We start from the raw sequence: 15,546 nt of genomic DNA, 5'->3' as shown, positions 1-15,546 counted from the left end.
GGATGCTCGACGCGCGGAGGCGGGAGGGGTTGACCGCGTCGCAGGTCGCCGAGCGCATGGCGGACGGCAGGGCGAACAGTCAGCGCCAGCCGACCTCCCGGTCGGTGCGCGACATCCTGCGGGAGAACATCTTCACGCTGTTCAACGGCATCCTGACGGCGTGCTTCGTCGTCGTCGTGCTGCTCGGCGACCTGCGCGACGGCTTCTTCTTCGGCGTCGTCGTCGTCAACGCCCTGATCGGCATCGTCCAGGAGCTGCGGGCCAAGCGCGTGCTCGACAAGGCGGCCCTGCTCGCGGCACCGGAGAGCAGGGTGCGGCGCGACGGCGTCGTCGTGACCGTGCCGCTGGAGCAGGTGGTGATGGACGATCTGCTCGTGCTTCGGCCGGGCGACCAGATCCCCGCCGACGCCGAGGTCGTCGAGAGCACGGGCCTCTCCCTCGACGAGTCTCTTCTGACGGGGGAGTCGGAGCCCGTCTTCAAGGACGAGGGCGCCCAGCTGCTCTCCGGCTCGCACGTGGCGACGGGGACCGGGTACGCGGTCGTCACCGCTGTCGGCGCCGACTCTTACGCCAGCAAGCTGACCAGCGAGATCCGCCGGCACTCGCTCGTGCACTCGGAGCTGCGGGACGCGACCAACCGCATCCTCGTCTACCTCTCCTGGATCCTCGGGCCGGTCATCCTGATCACCCTGATCGGGCGCGTGCTCGCCTACGGCGGCTGGAGCGAGCTCTTCGTCGACGAGCGGTGGCGCCGGGCCCTGCGCGACGCCGTCGCCGCGGTGGTCGGGATGATCCCGGAAGGGCTGGTGCTTCTGACGAGTCTCGCGTTCGGCGTCGCCGCCATCCAGCTCGCCGCGCGCAAGGTGCTGGTGCAGGAGTTGGCGGCCGTCGAGGTGCTCGCTCGCGTGGACGTGCTGTGCCTGGACAAGACCGGGACGCTGACGACCGGTGAGCTGACCCTGGAGCGCACGGAGCCCCTCGGCTCCGGGGTGCCGCAGGAGCTCGCCGAGGTCGCGCTCGCCGCGTTCGGCGCGGACGACACCGGCAACGCCACCTCCGGCATCCTGTCCACGCGGTTCCGCAGCGACCGGTTCCGGGTGCAGAGGCGCATCCCGTTCAGCTCGGCGACCAAGTACAGCGGGCTGACGATGCGCGTCGACGACCAGGAGACCTCGTGGGTGCTCGGCGCGCCGGAGCGCGTGCTGGGCGATCACGCGGAGGAGCTCGCCCGGGCGACCGAGATCGCGGCGACCGGTCGCCGCACGCTCGCGCTCGCCCGCGCGCTCGACCCGCTCCCGAACGGTACGCACGTCCCGCTGACGGGTGTCGCCGTGGTCCCGGCTCTGCTCGTGGTGCTGGGGGAGACGCTGCGCCCGGAGGCGGCGGAGACGCTCGGCTACTTCGGGGAGCAGGCCGTGCGCGTCGTCGTCATGTCGGGGGACAACCCGGTCACGGTCGAGGCGATCGCGCGCGCGCTGAACCTGGAGGGCGAGGCGATCGATGCCTCCACCCTCCGCTCGGACGAGGAGCTCGCGGACGCGCTGGCGACTGCGAGCATCTTCGGCCGGGTGAGCCCGGAGCAGAAGCGCGCGGCGGTCGGCCTGCTCAAGGACGCCGGGCGCACGGTCGCGATGACCGGCGACGGCGTGAACGACGCGATGGCGATCAAGGACGCGAACCTCGGCATCGCGATGGGATCGGCGACGGCGGCCACGAAGGCGGTCTCGCGCCTGGTGCTGCTCGACAACCGGTTCGACCGGCTCCCGAACGTGCTCGCCTCCGGACGGCGCGTGATCGCGAACGTGGAGCGGGTGTCCAACATCTTCCTGGCGAAGACCGTCTACGGCATCCTGCTCGCGCTGGTGAGCGCCGCGGTGCTGTGGCCGTTCCCGTTCCTGCCCCGCCAGCTCACGCTGGTCTCGACGCTGGCGATCGGCATCCCCTCCTTCTTCCTCGCGCTCGCGCCCAACAAACGCATTTACACGCCGGGCGTGCTGCCGCGCATCCTGAAGTACTCCATCCCGACCGGGGTCATCGCGGGACTCACGGCGGTCGTCGCGTACGCGCCGCTGCACCGCGCGATCCCGCTGCACGAAGCCCGCAGCGTGACGACCGTCGCGCTGTTCTGCGTCTCGCTCTGGATCCTGTGCGTGCTGACCCGGCCGCTCACGCCGTGGCGCTGGGGGCTGCTCGGCGGCGTCGCGGCGGCGTTCGTGCTGGTCTGCGTGCTGCCCTTCACCTCGACGTTCTTCGAGATGCACCTCACGCTCGACCTGCCGCTCCTGTGGGGCGTCGTCGTCGGCGCCCTCGGCTCGGCCGGGATCGAGCTCTTCTACCGGTTCGCCCGGCGGCGCGCCCTGGTGTTCGACCGGCTCTAGCCGTGCTAGATTTATCTCGACGTCAAGATATATTTCCCGAGCTGATTTGACGACTGAGGCTTACCTTGGTGGAAACACGCTTCGACGCACGACAAAGATGGACACGGCTTGCGGGACATCCCCTGCCGACGAAGGAGAGGGCACAGTGTCAGCTGTAAACAGTTTCGGTGCGAAGAGCACGCTGACCGTCGGATCGAAGGATTACGGGATCTTCCGGATCGACACGGTCGACGGTTACAAGAAGCTCCCGTTCAGTCTCAAGGTGCTGCTGGAGAACCTGCTGCGCACCGAGGACGGCGCCAACATCACCGCGGACCACATCCGCGCGCTCGGCGGCTGGGACCCGAAGGCCGAGCCGAACACCGAGATCCAGTTCACGCCGGCCCGCGTGATCATGCAGGACTTCACCGGCGTCCCCTGCATCGTCGACCTCGCCACCATGCGCGAGGCCGTCTCCTCGCTCGGCGGCGACCCGAACAAGATCAACCCGCTCGCCCCGGCCGAGATGGTCATCGACCACTCCGTCATCGCCGACCTGTTCGGCCAGCCGGACGCACTCGAGCGCAACACCGACATCGAGTACGAGCGCAACGGCGAGCGCTACCAGTTCCTGCGCTGGGGCCAGACGGCGTTCGACGACTTCAAGGTCGTCCCGCCGGGCACCGGCATCGTGCACCAGGTCAACATCGAGTACCTGGCGCGCGTCACCATGACCCGCGAGGTCGACGGGGAGCTGCTCGCCTACCCCGACACCTGCGTCGGCACCGACTCGCACACCACGATGGTCAACGGCCTCGGCGTGCTCGGCTGGGGCGTCGGCGGCATCGAGGCGGAGGCGGCCATGCTGGGCCAGCCGGTCTCCATGCTCATCCCGAAGGTCGTCGGCTTCAAGCTGACCGGCGCCATCCCCACCGGCGTGACCGCGACGGACGTCGTGCTCACGATCACCCAGATGCTGCGCAAGCACGGCGTCGTCGGCAAGTTCGTCGAGTTCTACGGGGCCGGCGTCGCCGAGGTGCCGCTGGCCAACCGCGCCACCATCGGCAACATGAGCCCGGAGTTCGGCTCCACCGCCGCCATGTTCCCGATCGACGACGTGACCCTCGACTACCTGCGCCTCACCGGACGCAGCGAGGAGCAGGTGAAGCTGGTCGAGGAGTACTCGAAGGCGCAGAGCCTGTGGCACGACCCGGCCAGCGAGCCGGTGTACTCGGAGTACCTCGAGCTCGACCTCTCGACGGTCGTCCCGTCGATCGCCGGCCCGAAGCGCCCGCAGGACCGCATCGAGCTCTCGGTCGCGAAGGAGCAGTTCGAGAAGGACCTGACCGACTACGCCGACATCTCCCACGACCTGGTCGACCTGACCATCTCGGAGTCGTTCCCCGCGTCCGACCCGGGTGAGCTGCAGCCGGAGGACGACCACAGCACGCACGTCCACACGCACCACAGCCACGCTCCGAAGACGGCGTCGAACCCGACCCCGGTGACCCTCGCGAACGGGGCAGACTTCGTCCTCGACCACGGCGCCGTCGCGATCGCCGCCATCACCTCGTGCACCAACACGTCGAACCCGTCGGTCATGCTGGCCGCCGGCCTCCTCGCCCGCAACGCGGCGAAGAAGGGCCTCAAGGCCAAGCCGTGGGTGAAGACCACGCTGGCGCCGGGATCCAAGGTCGTCACCGACTACTACGAGAAGGCCGGTCTCACCCAGGACCTGGAGGCGCTCGGCTTCTACACGGTCGGCTACGGCTGCACCACCTGCATCGGCAACTCGGGCCCGCTGCTCGACGAGATCTCGCAGGCGGTCAACGACAGCGACCTCGCCGTCACCGCGGTGCTCTCCGGCAACCGCAACTTCGAGGGCCGGATCAACCCGGACGTCAAGATGAACTACCTGGCGAGCCCGCCGCTTGTCATCGCGTACGCGCTGGCCGGGTCGATGAACTTCGACTTCGAGGTCGACGCGCTCGGCACGGACCAGGACGGCAACGACGTGTTCCTCAAGGACATCTGGCCGGACGCCGCCGAGGTGCAGCAGACGATCGACTCCTCCATCAACGAGGGCATGTTCGTCCACCAGTACGCCTCGGTGTTCGAGGGCGACGAGCGCTGGAAGTCGCTCGACACCCCGACCGGCTCCGTGTTCGAGTGGGACGAGAAGTCGACGTACGTGCGCAAGCCCCCGTACTTCGACGGCATGACGCTGGAGACCACCCCGATCACCGACATCCACGGCGCGCGCGCCCTGGCGAAGCTCGGCGACTCGGTCACCACCGACCACATCTCGCCCGCCGGCTCCATCAAGGCGGACAGCCCGGCCGGCCGTTACCTCACCGAGCACGGCATCGACCGCAAGGACTTCAACTCCTACGGCTCGCGCCGCGGTAACCACGAGGTGATGATCCGCGGCACGTTCGCGAACATCCGCCTGAAGAACCAGCTGCTGGATGGCGTGGAGGGCGGCTACACCCGCGACTTCACGCAGGCGGACGCCCCGCAGGCGTTCATCTACGACGCGTCGCAGAACTACCAGGCGCAGGGCATCCCGCTCGTCGTCCTGGGAGGCAAGGAGTACGGCTCCGGCTCGTCCCGCGACTGGGCGGCGAAGGGCACCAGCCTCCTCGGCGTCCGCGCGGTCATCACCGAGAGCTTCGAGCGCATCCACCGCTCGAACCTCATCGGCATGGGCGTCGTCCCGCTGCAGTTCCCGGCGGGGGAGAGCGCGGACTCGCTCGGCCTCGACGGCACCGAGGTGTTCTCGATCACCGGGCTCGAGGAGCTGAACCAGGGCACGACGCCGAAGACGGTGCACGTCGTCGCCGAGCCGAGCGAGCACTCGCCGGAGGGCAAGCAGACCGTCGAGTTCGACGCCGTGGTCCGCATCGACACCCCGGGTGAGGCCGACTACTACCGCAACGGCGGCATCCTGCAGTACGTGCTGCGGAGCCTGGTGTAACCAGACCGTTGTCAAGGGGGAGGCTCGGAACTGATGGTTCCGAGCCTCTTCCGATTCCCGCGGTTCTACACTCGAAACCATGAGCATTCTCGAAACCATCCACGGGCCGCGCGATCTCGACCGGCTCACGGAGCGGGAGCTCGACCAGCTGGCGGGCGAGGTGCGCGCCTTCCTCGTGGCGAACGTCGCCAAGACCGGCGGTCACCTCGGCCCCAACCTCGGCGTCGTCGAGACGACGATCGCGATCCACCGCGTCTTCGACTCCCCGCACGACGCCGTCGTGTTCGACACCGGGCACCAGTCCTACGTGCACAAGCTGCTGACGGGCCGCCAGGACTTCTCGCAGCTGCGTCAGCGCGGCGGCCTTGCAGGCTACCCGCAGCGCTCCGAGTCCGAGCACGACATCGTGGAGAGCTCGCACGCCTCGTCGTCGCTCAGCTGGGCGGACGGCATCTCCCGTGCGTTCGAGATGACCGGTCAGAACGACCGGCACGTCGTCGCCGTCGTCGGCGACGGCGCGCTCACCGGCGGGATGACGTGGGAGGCGCTCAACAACATCTCCGACGACAACAACCGCCGTCTCATCATCGTCGTCAACGACAACGGCCGCTCCTATGCGCCGACGATCGGCGGCATGGCGCGCTTCCTCAACACGGTGCGCACCCGCCGCACGTACCGCAACCTGTACCTCACCAGCCGCAAGGCCTTCGACAAGCTGGGCGCGCCTGGTCAGTCGTTCTACCGGGGGATGCGCGGCGGCCTGCACGGCTTCCTCAGCCGCTTCTCCAACAACGAGGCGCTCTACTCGAACCTCGACATCAAGTACATCGGGCCGGTGCACGGCCACGACATCGGGGCGATGGAGGAGGCGCTGCGCCAGGCGAAGAACTACGGCGCCCCGGTCATCGTCCACGCCATCACGCAGAAGGGCCGCGGCTACGAGCCGGCCCTGCGCGACGCGGCCGACCAGTTCCACGCGGTCGGGCAGATCGATCCGGAGACCGGCGAGCCGGTGGACAGCTCGTCCAAGCCGAGCTGGACGGGTGTGTTCGCCGACGAGGTGGTGCGACTGGCGGAGAAGAACCCGAAGATCGTCGGCATCACCGCGGCGATGCTGCGGCCGACCGGACTGCACAAATTCGCCGAGCGCTTCCCGGACCGGGTGCACGACGTCGGCATCGCCGAGCAGCACGCGGCGGCCAGCGCGGCCGGCCTTGCCTACGGCGGGCTGCATCCCGTCGTCGCCATCTACGCGACCTTCATCAACCGGGCCTTCGACCAGGTGCTGATGGATGTCGCCCTGCACAAGGCGGGCGTCACGTTCGTGCTCGACCGTGCCGGCGTCACCGGCCCGGACGGCCCGAGCCACCACGGCATCTGGGACCTCGCGATCCTGCAGGTGGTCCCGAACATCCGGCTCGCGGCCCCCCGCGACGGCACGCGCTTCCGCGAGGAGCTGGCGGAGGCGGTCGCCGTGGACGACGCCCCGACCGTGCTGCGCTTCCCGAAGGGGAATGTCCAGCCGGACATCGACGCGGTCCGCCGCTTGGACGACGGCGTGGACGTGCTGCGCGAGAGCGACCGCCGGGATGTGCTGCTCGTCACGGTCGGGCCGATGGCCGACCTCGGCCTCAAGGTCGCCGACCGGCTCGCCGCCCAGGGCATCGGTGCGACCGTGGTCGACCCGCGCTGGGTGGTGCCGGTGCCGAAGAGCATCCTGAGCCTCGCGGCGGAGCACCGGATCGTGGTGACGATCGAGGACGGCATCCGGGTCGGCGGCATCGGCACGCGCGTCCGGCAGGACCTGCGCGAGGCCGGCATCGACACGGCGGTGGACGAGCTGGGTCTGCCCGACGAGTTCATCGACCACGCCACCCGCGACCAGATCCTCGAGGACGCCGGGCTCACCCCGCAGAAGATCGCCCGCGACCTCGTGGCGCAGGTGCTCGGCAGCCGTGTCCCGATCGCCCGGCCGCTCCCGGCAGACGACCTGGCCGACCGCACCGTGGACGAGAACGCCAAGAACCGCCGCGCGTAACGGGCGGCGCCGCCGCGGGCCGCGGGTCACGCGAAGCGGTAGACGTGCTCCACCGAACCGGACGGGAACGTCTTCGTGCCGGCGAGCACCAGCGGACGGCTGGCCTCGGCGACCGGCAGCAGGGGCTTTCCGGAGCCGACGAGCACCGGCACGTAGGTGACATGCAGCTCGTCCACCAGCCCGAGCGCGGCGAACTGCGCCGCCAGCGCTCCGCCGCCGACCAGCCACACGTCGCGGTCGCCCGCCGCGTCCCGCAGCTCCGTGTCGAGCTGCGCGATGTCGCCGGAGAAGAAGGTGACGTCCGCGCCGTCCGGCACGGCGAGCTGCCGGTGCGTCACCACCCAGGCGGGGATGCCCGCGTACGGCCACTCGGCCGCCGGCTCGCCGAGGATGAACTCGTACGTCGTCGCACCCATCACCAGCGCGCCGATGCCGGAGAGGAACGCCTGGTAGTGCTCGTCGAACTCCTCGAACCCGAACTGGAGCAGCCAGTCGATGCGGTCGTGGGGGTCGGCGATGAAACCGTCGATCGAGGACGCGACGTAGTACTTCATGAGAGACATGCCGCGACGGTAGCAGCGGCCACCGACGCGCAGTTGACTTCGAGTGCGCTCGAAGTCTTATCGTGACGGTATGACCGAGACCAGCACGGCGCTCTCCATCTCCGACGTGGCCGAGCGCACCGGGCTCTCCGCCCACACGCTGCGCTACTACGAGCGCGAGGGACTCATGCTGACGCCGGTCGGCCGCGCATCCTCCCGGCATCGGCGCTACACAGAGGCGGACGTGACCTGGGTGACCTTCCTCACCCGGCTGCGCTCCACCGCCATGCCGATCGCCAGGATGCGCGACTACGTCGAGCTGGCACGCAGGGGCGAGGACACCAGCGGCGAGCGGCTGGAACTGCTGCTCATCCACCGGATGGCCGTCGTCCGGCAGCTCGAGGAGATGACGGCGAGCCTCGCCGCCATCGACGTGAAGATCGGTCTCTACCGACAGAAAGCAGAAGAGAACGCATGAAGAAGATCACTCTCGGAACGAAAGCGCTCGAGGTCTCGCGACTGGGGCTCGGCTGCATGGGGATGTCCGCGTTCTACACCGGCGCGGGGCAGGACGACGCCGGCTCGATCCGCACCATCCACCGGGCCATGGACCTGGGCGTCACGTTCTTCGACACCGCCGAGATCTATGGGCCGTACACGAACGAGGAGCTGCTGGCCCGCGCGTTCGCGGACGGCCGCAGGGACCGGGTCGTGATCGCCACCAAGTTCGGCACCATCCTGCACCGGCAGAAGGACGAGCGCGGGCTCGACGGGTCGCCGGAGAACGTCCGCCTCTCGGTGGAGGGGTCGCTGCGGCGCCTGAACACCGACTACATCGACCTGTACTACCAGCACCGGATGGACCCGGGCACGCCCATCGAGGACACCGTCGGCGCACTCGCCGAGCTGATCGAGGAGGGCAAGATCCGGCACTACGGGCTGTCGGAGGCGGCACCGGAGACGATCCGTCGCGCGAACGCCGTGCACCCGGTGACGGCCATCCAGACGGAGTACTCGCTCTGGACCCGCGACCCCGAGGCGGAGGTGCTGCCGACGGTGCGCGAGCTCGGGATCGGCTTCGTCCCGTATTCGCCGCTCGGCCGCGGATTCCTGACCGGCACGATCCGCAGCCTCGACGAGCTCTCCGAGGACGACTTCCGCCGCTTCAACCCGCGGTTCGAGGGCGACAACCTGGAGGCGAACATCCGCATCGTCGAGCAGGTCGACCAGGTCGCGAAGGAGGCGGGCGCGAAGCCCGGCCAGGTCGCGCTCGCGTGGCTGCTGGCCAAGGGCGACGACATCGCGCCCATCCCCGGCACCCGCCGTGTCGAGAACCTGGAGCAGAACGTGGCGGCCGACGAGCTCGTGCTGTCTCCGGAGCAGATCGAGCGCCTGGATGCGGTCGCGGCTCCCGTGGGAGACCGCTACGCGGACATGAGCCCGCTGAACCGCTGACGCACCATGACCGAGGGGCACGTCGTCGCGACGTGCCCCTCGGTCGCGTTCAGGCGCGGATGCGGACGCGCAGCGTGCGCGCTTCCGGCCGCAGCGCGTGCGTCGGCCAGACGTCCGGCCCGCACGCCCGCGAGCCGAGGCCGTGCTGCGCGGCGTCCAGGATGAGCACCGTCGACTCCGTCTCGGGCAGCTCGTGCGGGTGGCCGGCCGCCGCGATCTGCTGCGGCGTGTGCCGCCCGAGCGAGAACCCCGCGCGGCGCCCGCGCGCATCCGGGAGCACCTCGAGTGCGAACGGGCCGATGTCGAGCGTGCGCACCGCCGAGCGGTGCCCGGTCTCCTGGGGCCGGGCGTACTCGACGGAGAGGTCGGCGACGGACGCGGAGTACCGCCCGACCTGCGCCGCGCGCATGCTGTCCGGGTACGACTCCAGAGGCCCGGTGCCGAACCACTCCGCCCCCGCGATCGGGTCGCCGGCGTCCGGGATGTCGAAGCGGACGCCGATGCGCGGCCAGACGCTCGGCCACCCGGCGGACGGCTCGATCTCGACTCGCAGCTCCAGCGCATCCCCGGCGATGGCCCACACCGTCTCGACGGTCACGGTGCGTGCCGCGTTCGCGGCCGAGACCCGCTCGATCGTGCGGAGCGCGCCCGGCGCCTCCTCGACGCTCACGAGCCGGCGGGTGAGCCGGTCGAGGCCCTGCTGGCGCCACAGGCTCGCGCTGGAGACCCCCGGCACGCTGGCATCGCTGCCGGTCGGGTCGCTGAACGCGGCGCCCTCGTCGTTGTCGGTCGGGGCGCGGAACAGCTCGAGCCGCGGGCCGGAGACCGCGCGTCCGCCGAGCCGCACCAGTCGGCCCCCCTCGAACTCCGCGGGGCCGAGCGTCAACGTGCCGTCGCCGGTGCGCCAGCCAGAGGGCAGAACGGTGGCGGGCAGGGGAAGCGCGGCGGACAGGTCGTGCTGGGCGGTGGCGACGACGTGCCCCGCCGGGGCCCAGGCGGTGTCGGCGGCGAGCACCGCATCCACCGTCAGCCACGTCTCGGCATCGGCTGCGACCTCGACGGCCGGCAGCGGAATGCGGGCCCCGGAACCGGCGGCGACGACCGGTGCGTCGAGCACACCGGAGGCGACGGTGCGCCCATCGTGCTCCACCCGCCAGCGCAGCGCGAGGTCGGCGGTGTCCGCGGTGTGCCGGTCGTTCTCGACGATCAGGTCGCCCCCGTCGAACGCGAACCGGAGCGGCTGCACGACGGCCGCGAACTCGTGCAGGCCCGGCGTCGGCTCGTCGTTCGAGAGCACCATTCCGTCCATCACGAAGTTGCCGTCGTGCACCACCTCGCCGAAGTCGCCGCCATAGGCGTAGAAGGGGGTGCCGTCCGCGGTCTCGGTGAGGATGCCGTGGTCGCGCCACTCCCAGACGAAGCCGCCGTGCAGGCGCGGGAAGCGGCGGGTGAGCTCGTCGTACTGATCGAGTGCGCCCGGACCGTTTCCCATGGCGTGCGCGTACTCGCACAGGATGAACGGCTTGGTCCGCTGACGGGCGCCCTGCGCGGGCGTGCAGCCGAGCAGCGGGGCGAGCGAGCCGTCCGTGCCGATCTGCTCCGTCTCCGGGATGGTCGAGTACATCCGCGAATACACGTCGGTGTACTCGCCGGTGTAGTCGCCCTCGTAGTGCACGGGACGCTCGGGGTCGCGGGCGTGCACCCACGCCGACATCGCCGCGAGGTTCGTGCCGGTGCCGGACTCGTTGCCGAGCGACCAGATCACGATGCTGGGGTGGTTCTTGTCGCGCTCCACCGTGCGCCGGATGCGGTCGAGGTACGCCTCCCGCCAGGCCGGGTCGTCGCTGGGGTTGCGCGCCCAGCCTGCCGTCTCGAAGCCGTGCGTCTCCAGGTCGCACTCCAGGATCACCCAGAAGCCGAGCTCGTCCGCGAGGTCGAGCAGGCGCGGGTGCGGCGGGTAGTGGCTGGTGCGGATCGCGTTGACGTTGAACCGCTTCATCCGCGCCAGATCCTCGCGCGCGTGCTGCTCGTCGAAGACGCGGCCGCGCTCGGGATGCGTCTCGTGCCGGTTCATCCCGTGGAAGACCACGCGGCGTCCGTTGACGAGGAACCGGTCCCCGCGGATCTCCACGGTTCGGAAGCCCAGCCGGAGGGTCGCGGTCTCGCCCTGCGCCTCCACCGTCGCCTCGTAGAGCCGCGGCGTCTCGGCGGTCCACGGCTCGACGCCGCCGACGGCGACCGGCGCCACCGCGGCGGGGCTGGCCCACACCGTCTCGACGCCGAGCTCGGGGATGCGCAGCGTCACGGGGAACGCCGCCTCCTCCGCGACCAGCTCGGGGAGGACCGTGCCGTCGCCGTTCTCGAAGCCGGTCCGCAGCCAGAGGTCCTCGATCCCGTCCGCCGGTCGCGCCACCAGTGTCACGTCGCGGAAGATGCCGGGCAGCCACCACTGGTCCTGGTCCTCCAGGTAGCTGGCGGGCGACCACTGGTGGACCCGGACCGAGAGCAGGTTCGCGCCGTCCCGGATGAGACCGGTCACGTCGAACTCCTGCGCCAGCCGGCTGCCGGTGGCGATGCCGACCTCCTCGCCGTTCAGCCAGACCCGGTAGAGCGACTCCACCCCGTCGAAGCGCAGCGCGACCCGCGCGTCGGCCGGCCAGTCCGCCGGCATCGTGAAGCCGCGCCGGTAGTCGCCGGTCGGGTTCTCGTCCGGCACGTGCGGCGGGTCGATCGGGAACGGGAACTGCACGTTCGTGTACGCCGGCCGGCCGTACGCCCCGTCGCCCTCGAGCACCCAGTGCGCGGGGACGGGGATGCTGTCCCAGCCGCTGTCGTCAAGCTCCGGCGACGCCACGTCCTCCGGCAGCGCGGCGTGCGGCGAGAGCCGGAACCGCCACGGCCCGTTCAGAGAGAGCGACGGCGCGTCGGTGTGCAACCACGACCGCGGTTCGACGCGCGCGCCGCGGCCCGGCGCGGTGTCGGCGAGGTAGGAGGGGGTCAGCACTATTTCACGGCTCCTTCGGTGAGGCCGCCGCGCCAGAACCGCTGGAGCACGATCATGGCGACGGCGAGGGGGATGATCGACAGCAGCACGCCGCCGGTGGTGAGCTCGTAGAACTCGGGCAGCCGGTCCGTCTGGGCGCGCCAGGCGTTCAGGCCGAGGGTGATCGGGTACAGCTTGGTGTCGGAGAGCATCACGAGCGGGAGGAAGTAGTTGTTCCAGATCCCGACGAGCTGGAACAGGAAGACCGTCACGAGCGCGGGCGTGAGGATGCGCAGGCCAACGGTGTGGAAGATCCGCAGCTCTCCGGCGCCGTCGAGTCGCGCCGCCTCCAGCAGGGCCGTGTCCACCGTCGCGTCGGCGTAGATCCGGCAGAGGAACAGGCCGAACGGCGAGACCAGCGAGGGCAGCAGCACCGCCCCGTACGTGTTCGCGAGACCGAGGTCGCTGAACAGCAGGAACAGTGGCAGCGCGGTCGCGGTGCCCGGCACGAGCACGCCGCCGAGCACCATCCCGAACACGAACCCGCGGCCGCGGAACGTGTAGCGCGAGAGGGCGTATCCGCCCGCCGCGGCGAAGTACGTCGCCAGCAGCGCGCCGATGCCCGCGTAGATCACCGAGTTGAGCAGCCAGCGCAGGAAGATGCCGTCGTCGTAGCCGAGCACCTCGGAGAGGTTGTGCCAGAGCGCGAAATTCCCCGCGAACCAGAAGCCGTTGCTGGCGAAGAGGTCCTGCGTGGTCTTGGTCGCGGCCACGACCACCCAGTACACGGGCACCAGGAAGTAGATCGCGACGACCACGAGGATGCCGGTCACGAGGATGCGCATCCCCGGGCGCTTGCCCGCCGAGCGGTCGTGCGCCGAACGCGGCGCCTGGGCGCGGGTGGGGATGGTGGCGGGCTTCTCGAGCGTGGCGCTCATCGGGACCTCCGGTTCGTCAGGCGCAGGAACGCGAACGAGAGCAGGAAGGCGACCAGGGCGATCAGCACCGCCTGGGCCGCGGCGACGTTGTAGTCGTTGTAGGCGAACGCCGTCGTGTACGCGCTGAGGTTGGGCGTGTACTCGCTGTCGATCGCGGGGGAGGAGGTCTGCAGCACCTGGGGCTCCGCGAACAGCTGCAGCGTGCCGATGATCGAGAAGACGACGGTCAGCGTCAGCGCGGGCCGGATGAGCGGCAGCTGGATGCTGCGGGCCACCCGCCACGGGCCGGCGCCGTCGACCTTCGCGGCCTCGTAGACCTCGGTCGGGATGGACTTCAGCTGGGCGATGATGATCATCATGTTGTAGCCGGTGTATGTCCAAGTCACGATGTTCGCGATCGACCACAGCACGGTGTCCGGCCCGAGGAAGTCCAGGTGCAGACCGAAGGCGCTTCCGAGGTCCACCAGCGGGCTGAGCCCCGGGATGTACAGGAACGACCAGAGGATGGTCGCGATCACGCCGGGGATGCCGTACGGCAGGAAGTACACCGCGCGGAACAGGCCCGGCCAGCGGGCGGACGCCGACTCCAGCAGCAGGGCGAGCAGCGTGCAGAGCGCGATCATCAGCGTCACCTGCACGATCCCGAACAGCAACACCCGGCCGATGGAGGCGATGAAGTTGGGGTTGCCGAGCGCCTGCGCGTAGTTGGCGAACCAGGCGAACTCGGTGGTCACGCCCTTCTCGCCGAAGAGCCCGTGCCGGGTGACGCGGGTGAAGCTGCTCACCACGGCGACCGCGATCGGCAGGATGAAGGTCAGCAGGAACAGCGCGAGGAACGGCGCGAGCAGCGCCCAGGGCGCCCAGGTGGTGCGCACGCCCGTGCCGCGGGTCACGAGCGGGCCTTCTCGATGCTGAGGCCCTTGGCGCGGAATGCCTGGATGATCGCCTTCTCACTCTGCGCGACCGCATCCACCAGCGTGAGGCCGGCGGGCTTCTTGCGGAACCCGTCCGCGAGGATGTTGAACGACTGCTGCGTGATCGGCCACCACGACCAGTCCGGGTTCTGCTGGGTCGAGGCGGGCAGGAAGACGTCCTCGTTGTAGTTCTGGCCGCCGAACCACTTCGATGGCTTCTCGCGCGACGAGCCGATCTCGCCGCGCGCGGGCGACCAGCCGATGCCGGAGTGCTCGATCATCGCGTCGATCCCCTCGGGGCTGGTGGTCATCCAGACGGCGAACTCCAGCGCCTCCTTCGGGTGCCTGCTGTTGGCGAGGACGGCCGCGGTGGATCCGCCAAGGGCGCTCGAGCCGTAGCCGCCGGAACCCCAGCGCGGCAGGGGCGCCACCCGCCACTTGCCCTCGCCTCCCGCGACACCCTCCAGGAGGGCGTCGCCCCAGCTGGCGGTCGCGCACGCGGCGATCCCGTCCTTGGCCGCGGAGGCGAACCAGCCGCTGGAGAAGTCGCCGTAACCGGTCTGCAGGATCCCGGCGTCGATCGCACGGTCGAAGAAGCGGGCGACCTGCATCGTGGCGTCGTCGGTCATGTCGATCACCCAGCGGTCGCCGTCCACCTTCAGCCAGGACGCGCCCGCCTGCCCGGCGATCGCCGCGAACCAGGACGGGTCGCTGTAGTTGAACGCGTCGATGAAGACCCCGCCCTTCTTCAGCTCCGCTCCCGCCGCGGCCCAGTCGTCCCAGGTGGACGGCACGGGCGCGCCGACCTTCTCGAACAGGTCGGGCCGGTGGTACAGGGCCATCGGGCCGGAGTCCTGCGGGATGGCGTAGACGCCGTCCACGTAGCTCACCTGACTCCACAGCGTCGGGTCGTAGCGGTCCGCGTAGTCGTTCGCGCCGTAGCGGGACAGGTCGACCAGTCCGCCGACGAGCATGAACTCCGGGACGCTGCGCAGCTCCACCTGGGCGATGTCCGGTCCGCCGCCCGCGGCCAGCGCGGAGTAGAGCTTCTGATAGCCGCCCTGGTTGCCGCCCGGGATCCACACCGCCTCCACCTGCACGTCCGGGTGCGACGCGTTCCAGACGTCGGCGACCTTCTGCAGGTCCTTGAGCCAGGCCCAGTAAGTGAGCGTGATCTTCTCGCCGCTCGCCGCGGGCCGGATGAGGGGAGCGCTGTTCGCCGTGCCGGTGCCGGGCGTCGAGCATCCCGCCAGGAGGGCCGTCGCGCCGGCGGCCATGCCGAGGCTGAGCAGGGATCGTCGGGTCAGGTGCGTCATGTCCTTCACTTCGTCGTGGGGAGGAT

Annotated in this window: 10 protein-coding genes; 5 read left to right on the top strand and 5 right to left on the bottom strand. The window is 70.2% G+C overall.

The genetic code is table 11. The features are described 5' to 3' along the window. The first annotated feature begins 2 nt into the window (after nucleotides 1–2). The 3 genes from AAME72_RS18475 (at nucleotide 3) to dxs (ending at nucleotide 7,372) form a co-directional block, all read left to right on the top strand. Nucleotides 3–2,378 (top strand): HAD-IC family P-type ATPase, encoded by a 2,376-nt coding sequence (locus AAME72_RS18475; RefSeq protein WP_348787988.1) that lies wholly within the window; start codon nucleotides 3–5, stop codon nucleotides 2,376–2,378. 97 nt (nucleotides 2,379–2,475) lie between these two features. Then, nucleotides 2,476–5,334, top strand: coding sequence for an aconitate hydratase AcnA (acnA, locus tag AAME72_RS18470; RefSeq protein WP_348787987.1), 2,859 nt, complete (start codon nucleotides 2,476–2,478; stop codon nucleotides 5,332–5,334). 79 nt (nucleotides 5,335–5,413) lie between these two features. Further along, on the top strand, nucleotides 5,414–7,372 hold the full coding sequence (gene dxs / locus AAME72_RS18465; RefSeq protein ID WP_348787986.1) for a 1-deoxy-D-xylulose-5-phosphate synthase: 1,959 nt from the start codon (nucleotides 5,414–5,416) through the stop codon (nucleotides 7,370–7,372). A 26-nt stretch (nucleotides 7,373–7,398) separates the two neighbouring features. Here dxs and AAME72_RS18460 read toward each other — a convergent pair whose 3' ends face one another. Next, nucleotides 7,399–7,935, bottom strand: a complete 537-nt coding sequence (locus AAME72_RS18460) for a dihydrofolate reductase family protein (RefSeq protein ID WP_348787985.1) — start codon at nucleotides 7,933–7,935, stop codon at nucleotides 7,399–7,401. Nucleotides 7,936–8,005: 70 nt separating this feature from the next. Between AAME72_RS18460 and AAME72_RS18455 the strand changes: the two genes are divergently transcribed. Continuing rightward, nucleotides 8,006–8,392, top strand: coding sequence for a MerR family transcriptional regulator (locus AAME72_RS18455; RefSeq protein ID WP_348787984.1), 387 nt, complete (start codon nucleotides 8,006–8,008; stop codon nucleotides 8,390–8,392). Beyond that, nucleotides 8,389–9,369: an aldo/keto reductase gene (locus AAME72_RS18450; RefSeq protein WP_348787983.1), complete on the top strand. Its 981-nt coding sequence runs from the start codon at nucleotides 8,389–8,391 to the stop codon at nucleotides 9,367–9,369. The genes AAME72_RS18455 and AAME72_RS18450 overlap by 4 nt, the downstream gene beginning before the upstream one ends. 49 nt (nucleotides 9,370–9,418) lie before the next feature. Here AAME72_RS18450 and AAME72_RS18445 read toward each other — a convergent pair whose 3' ends face one another. From AAME72_RS18445 to AAME72_RS18430, 4 genes are read right to left on the bottom strand one after another with little or no spacing between them, the layout of a single operon-like run. Further along, nucleotides 9,419–12,373: a glycoside hydrolase family 2 TIM barrel-domain containing protein gene (locus AAME72_RS18445; protein ID WP_348787982.1), complete on the bottom strand. Its 2,955-nt coding sequence runs from the start codon at nucleotides 12,371–12,373 to the stop codon at nucleotides 9,419–9,421. Continuing rightward, nucleotides 12,373–13,290, bottom strand: a complete 918-nt coding sequence (locus tag AAME72_RS18440) for a carbohydrate ABC transporter permease (RefSeq protein WP_348787981.1) — start codon at nucleotides 13,288–13,290, stop codon at nucleotides 12,373–12,375. Before AAME72_RS18440 ends, AAME72_RS18445 begins: the two co-directional genes overlap by 1 nt. Next, nucleotides 13,287–14,183, bottom strand: a complete 897-nt coding sequence (locus tag AAME72_RS18435; protein WP_348787980.1) for a sugar ABC transporter permease — start codon at nucleotides 14,181–14,183, stop codon at nucleotides 13,287–13,289. Before AAME72_RS18435 ends, AAME72_RS18440 begins: the two co-directional genes overlap by 4 nt. Next, the gene (locus tag AAME72_RS18430; protein ID WP_348787979.1) at nucleotides 14,180–15,520 is read right to left on the bottom strand and encodes an extracellular solute-binding protein; all 1,341 of its coding nucleotides are present in this window, start codon (nucleotides 15,518–15,520) and stop codon (nucleotides 14,180–14,182) included. Before AAME72_RS18430 ends, AAME72_RS18435 begins: the two co-directional genes overlap by 4 nt. Nucleotides 15,521–15,546: the final 26 nt, after the last annotated feature.

It is taken from the genome of Leifsonia sp. NPDC080035, assembly GCF_040050925.1.
In the GTDB taxonomy this organism is placed as follows: domain Bacteria; phylum Actinomycetota; class Actinomycetes; order Actinomycetales; family Microbacteriaceae; genus Leifsonia.
Note: the sequence above shows the minus strand (reverse complement) of the source record. Positions and strands in the feature narration are given on the sequence as shown.

What these genes read in the sequence shown, in the direction of transcription:
- acnA (WP_348787987.1), top strand. Translation starts at nt 2,476, where the DNA reads ATGGACACGGCTTGCGGGACATCCCCTGCCGACGAAGGAGAGGGCACA.
- AAME72_RS18440 (WP_348787981.1), bottom strand. Translation starts at nt 13,290, where the DNA reads ATGAGCGCCACGCTCGAGAAGCCCGCCACCATCCCCACCCGCGCCCAG.
- AAME72_RS18475 (WP_348787988.1), top strand. Translation starts at nt 3, where the DNA reads ATGCTCGACGCGCGGAGGCGGGAGGGGTTGACCGCGTCGCAGGTCGCC.
- AAME72_RS18460 (WP_348787985.1), bottom strand. Translation starts at nt 7,935, where the DNA reads ATGTCTCTCATGAAGTACTACGTCGCGTCCTCGATCGACGGTTTCATC.
- AAME72_RS18430 (WP_348787979.1), bottom strand. Translation starts at nt 15,520, where the DNA reads ATGACGCACCTGACCCGACGATCCCTGCTCAGCCTCGGCATGGCCGCC.
- AAME72_RS18450 (WP_348787983.1), top strand. Translation starts at nt 8,389, where the DNA reads ATGAAGAAGATCACTCTCGGAACGAAAGCGCTCGAGGTCTCGCGACTG.
- AAME72_RS18455 (WP_348787984.1), top strand. Translation starts at nt 8,006, where the DNA reads ATGACCGAGACCAGCACGGCGCTCTCCATCTCCGACGTGGCCGAGCGC.
- dxs (WP_348787986.1), top strand. Translation starts at nt 5,414, where the DNA reads ATGAGCATTCTCGAAACCATCCACGGGCCGCGCGATCTCGACCGGCTC.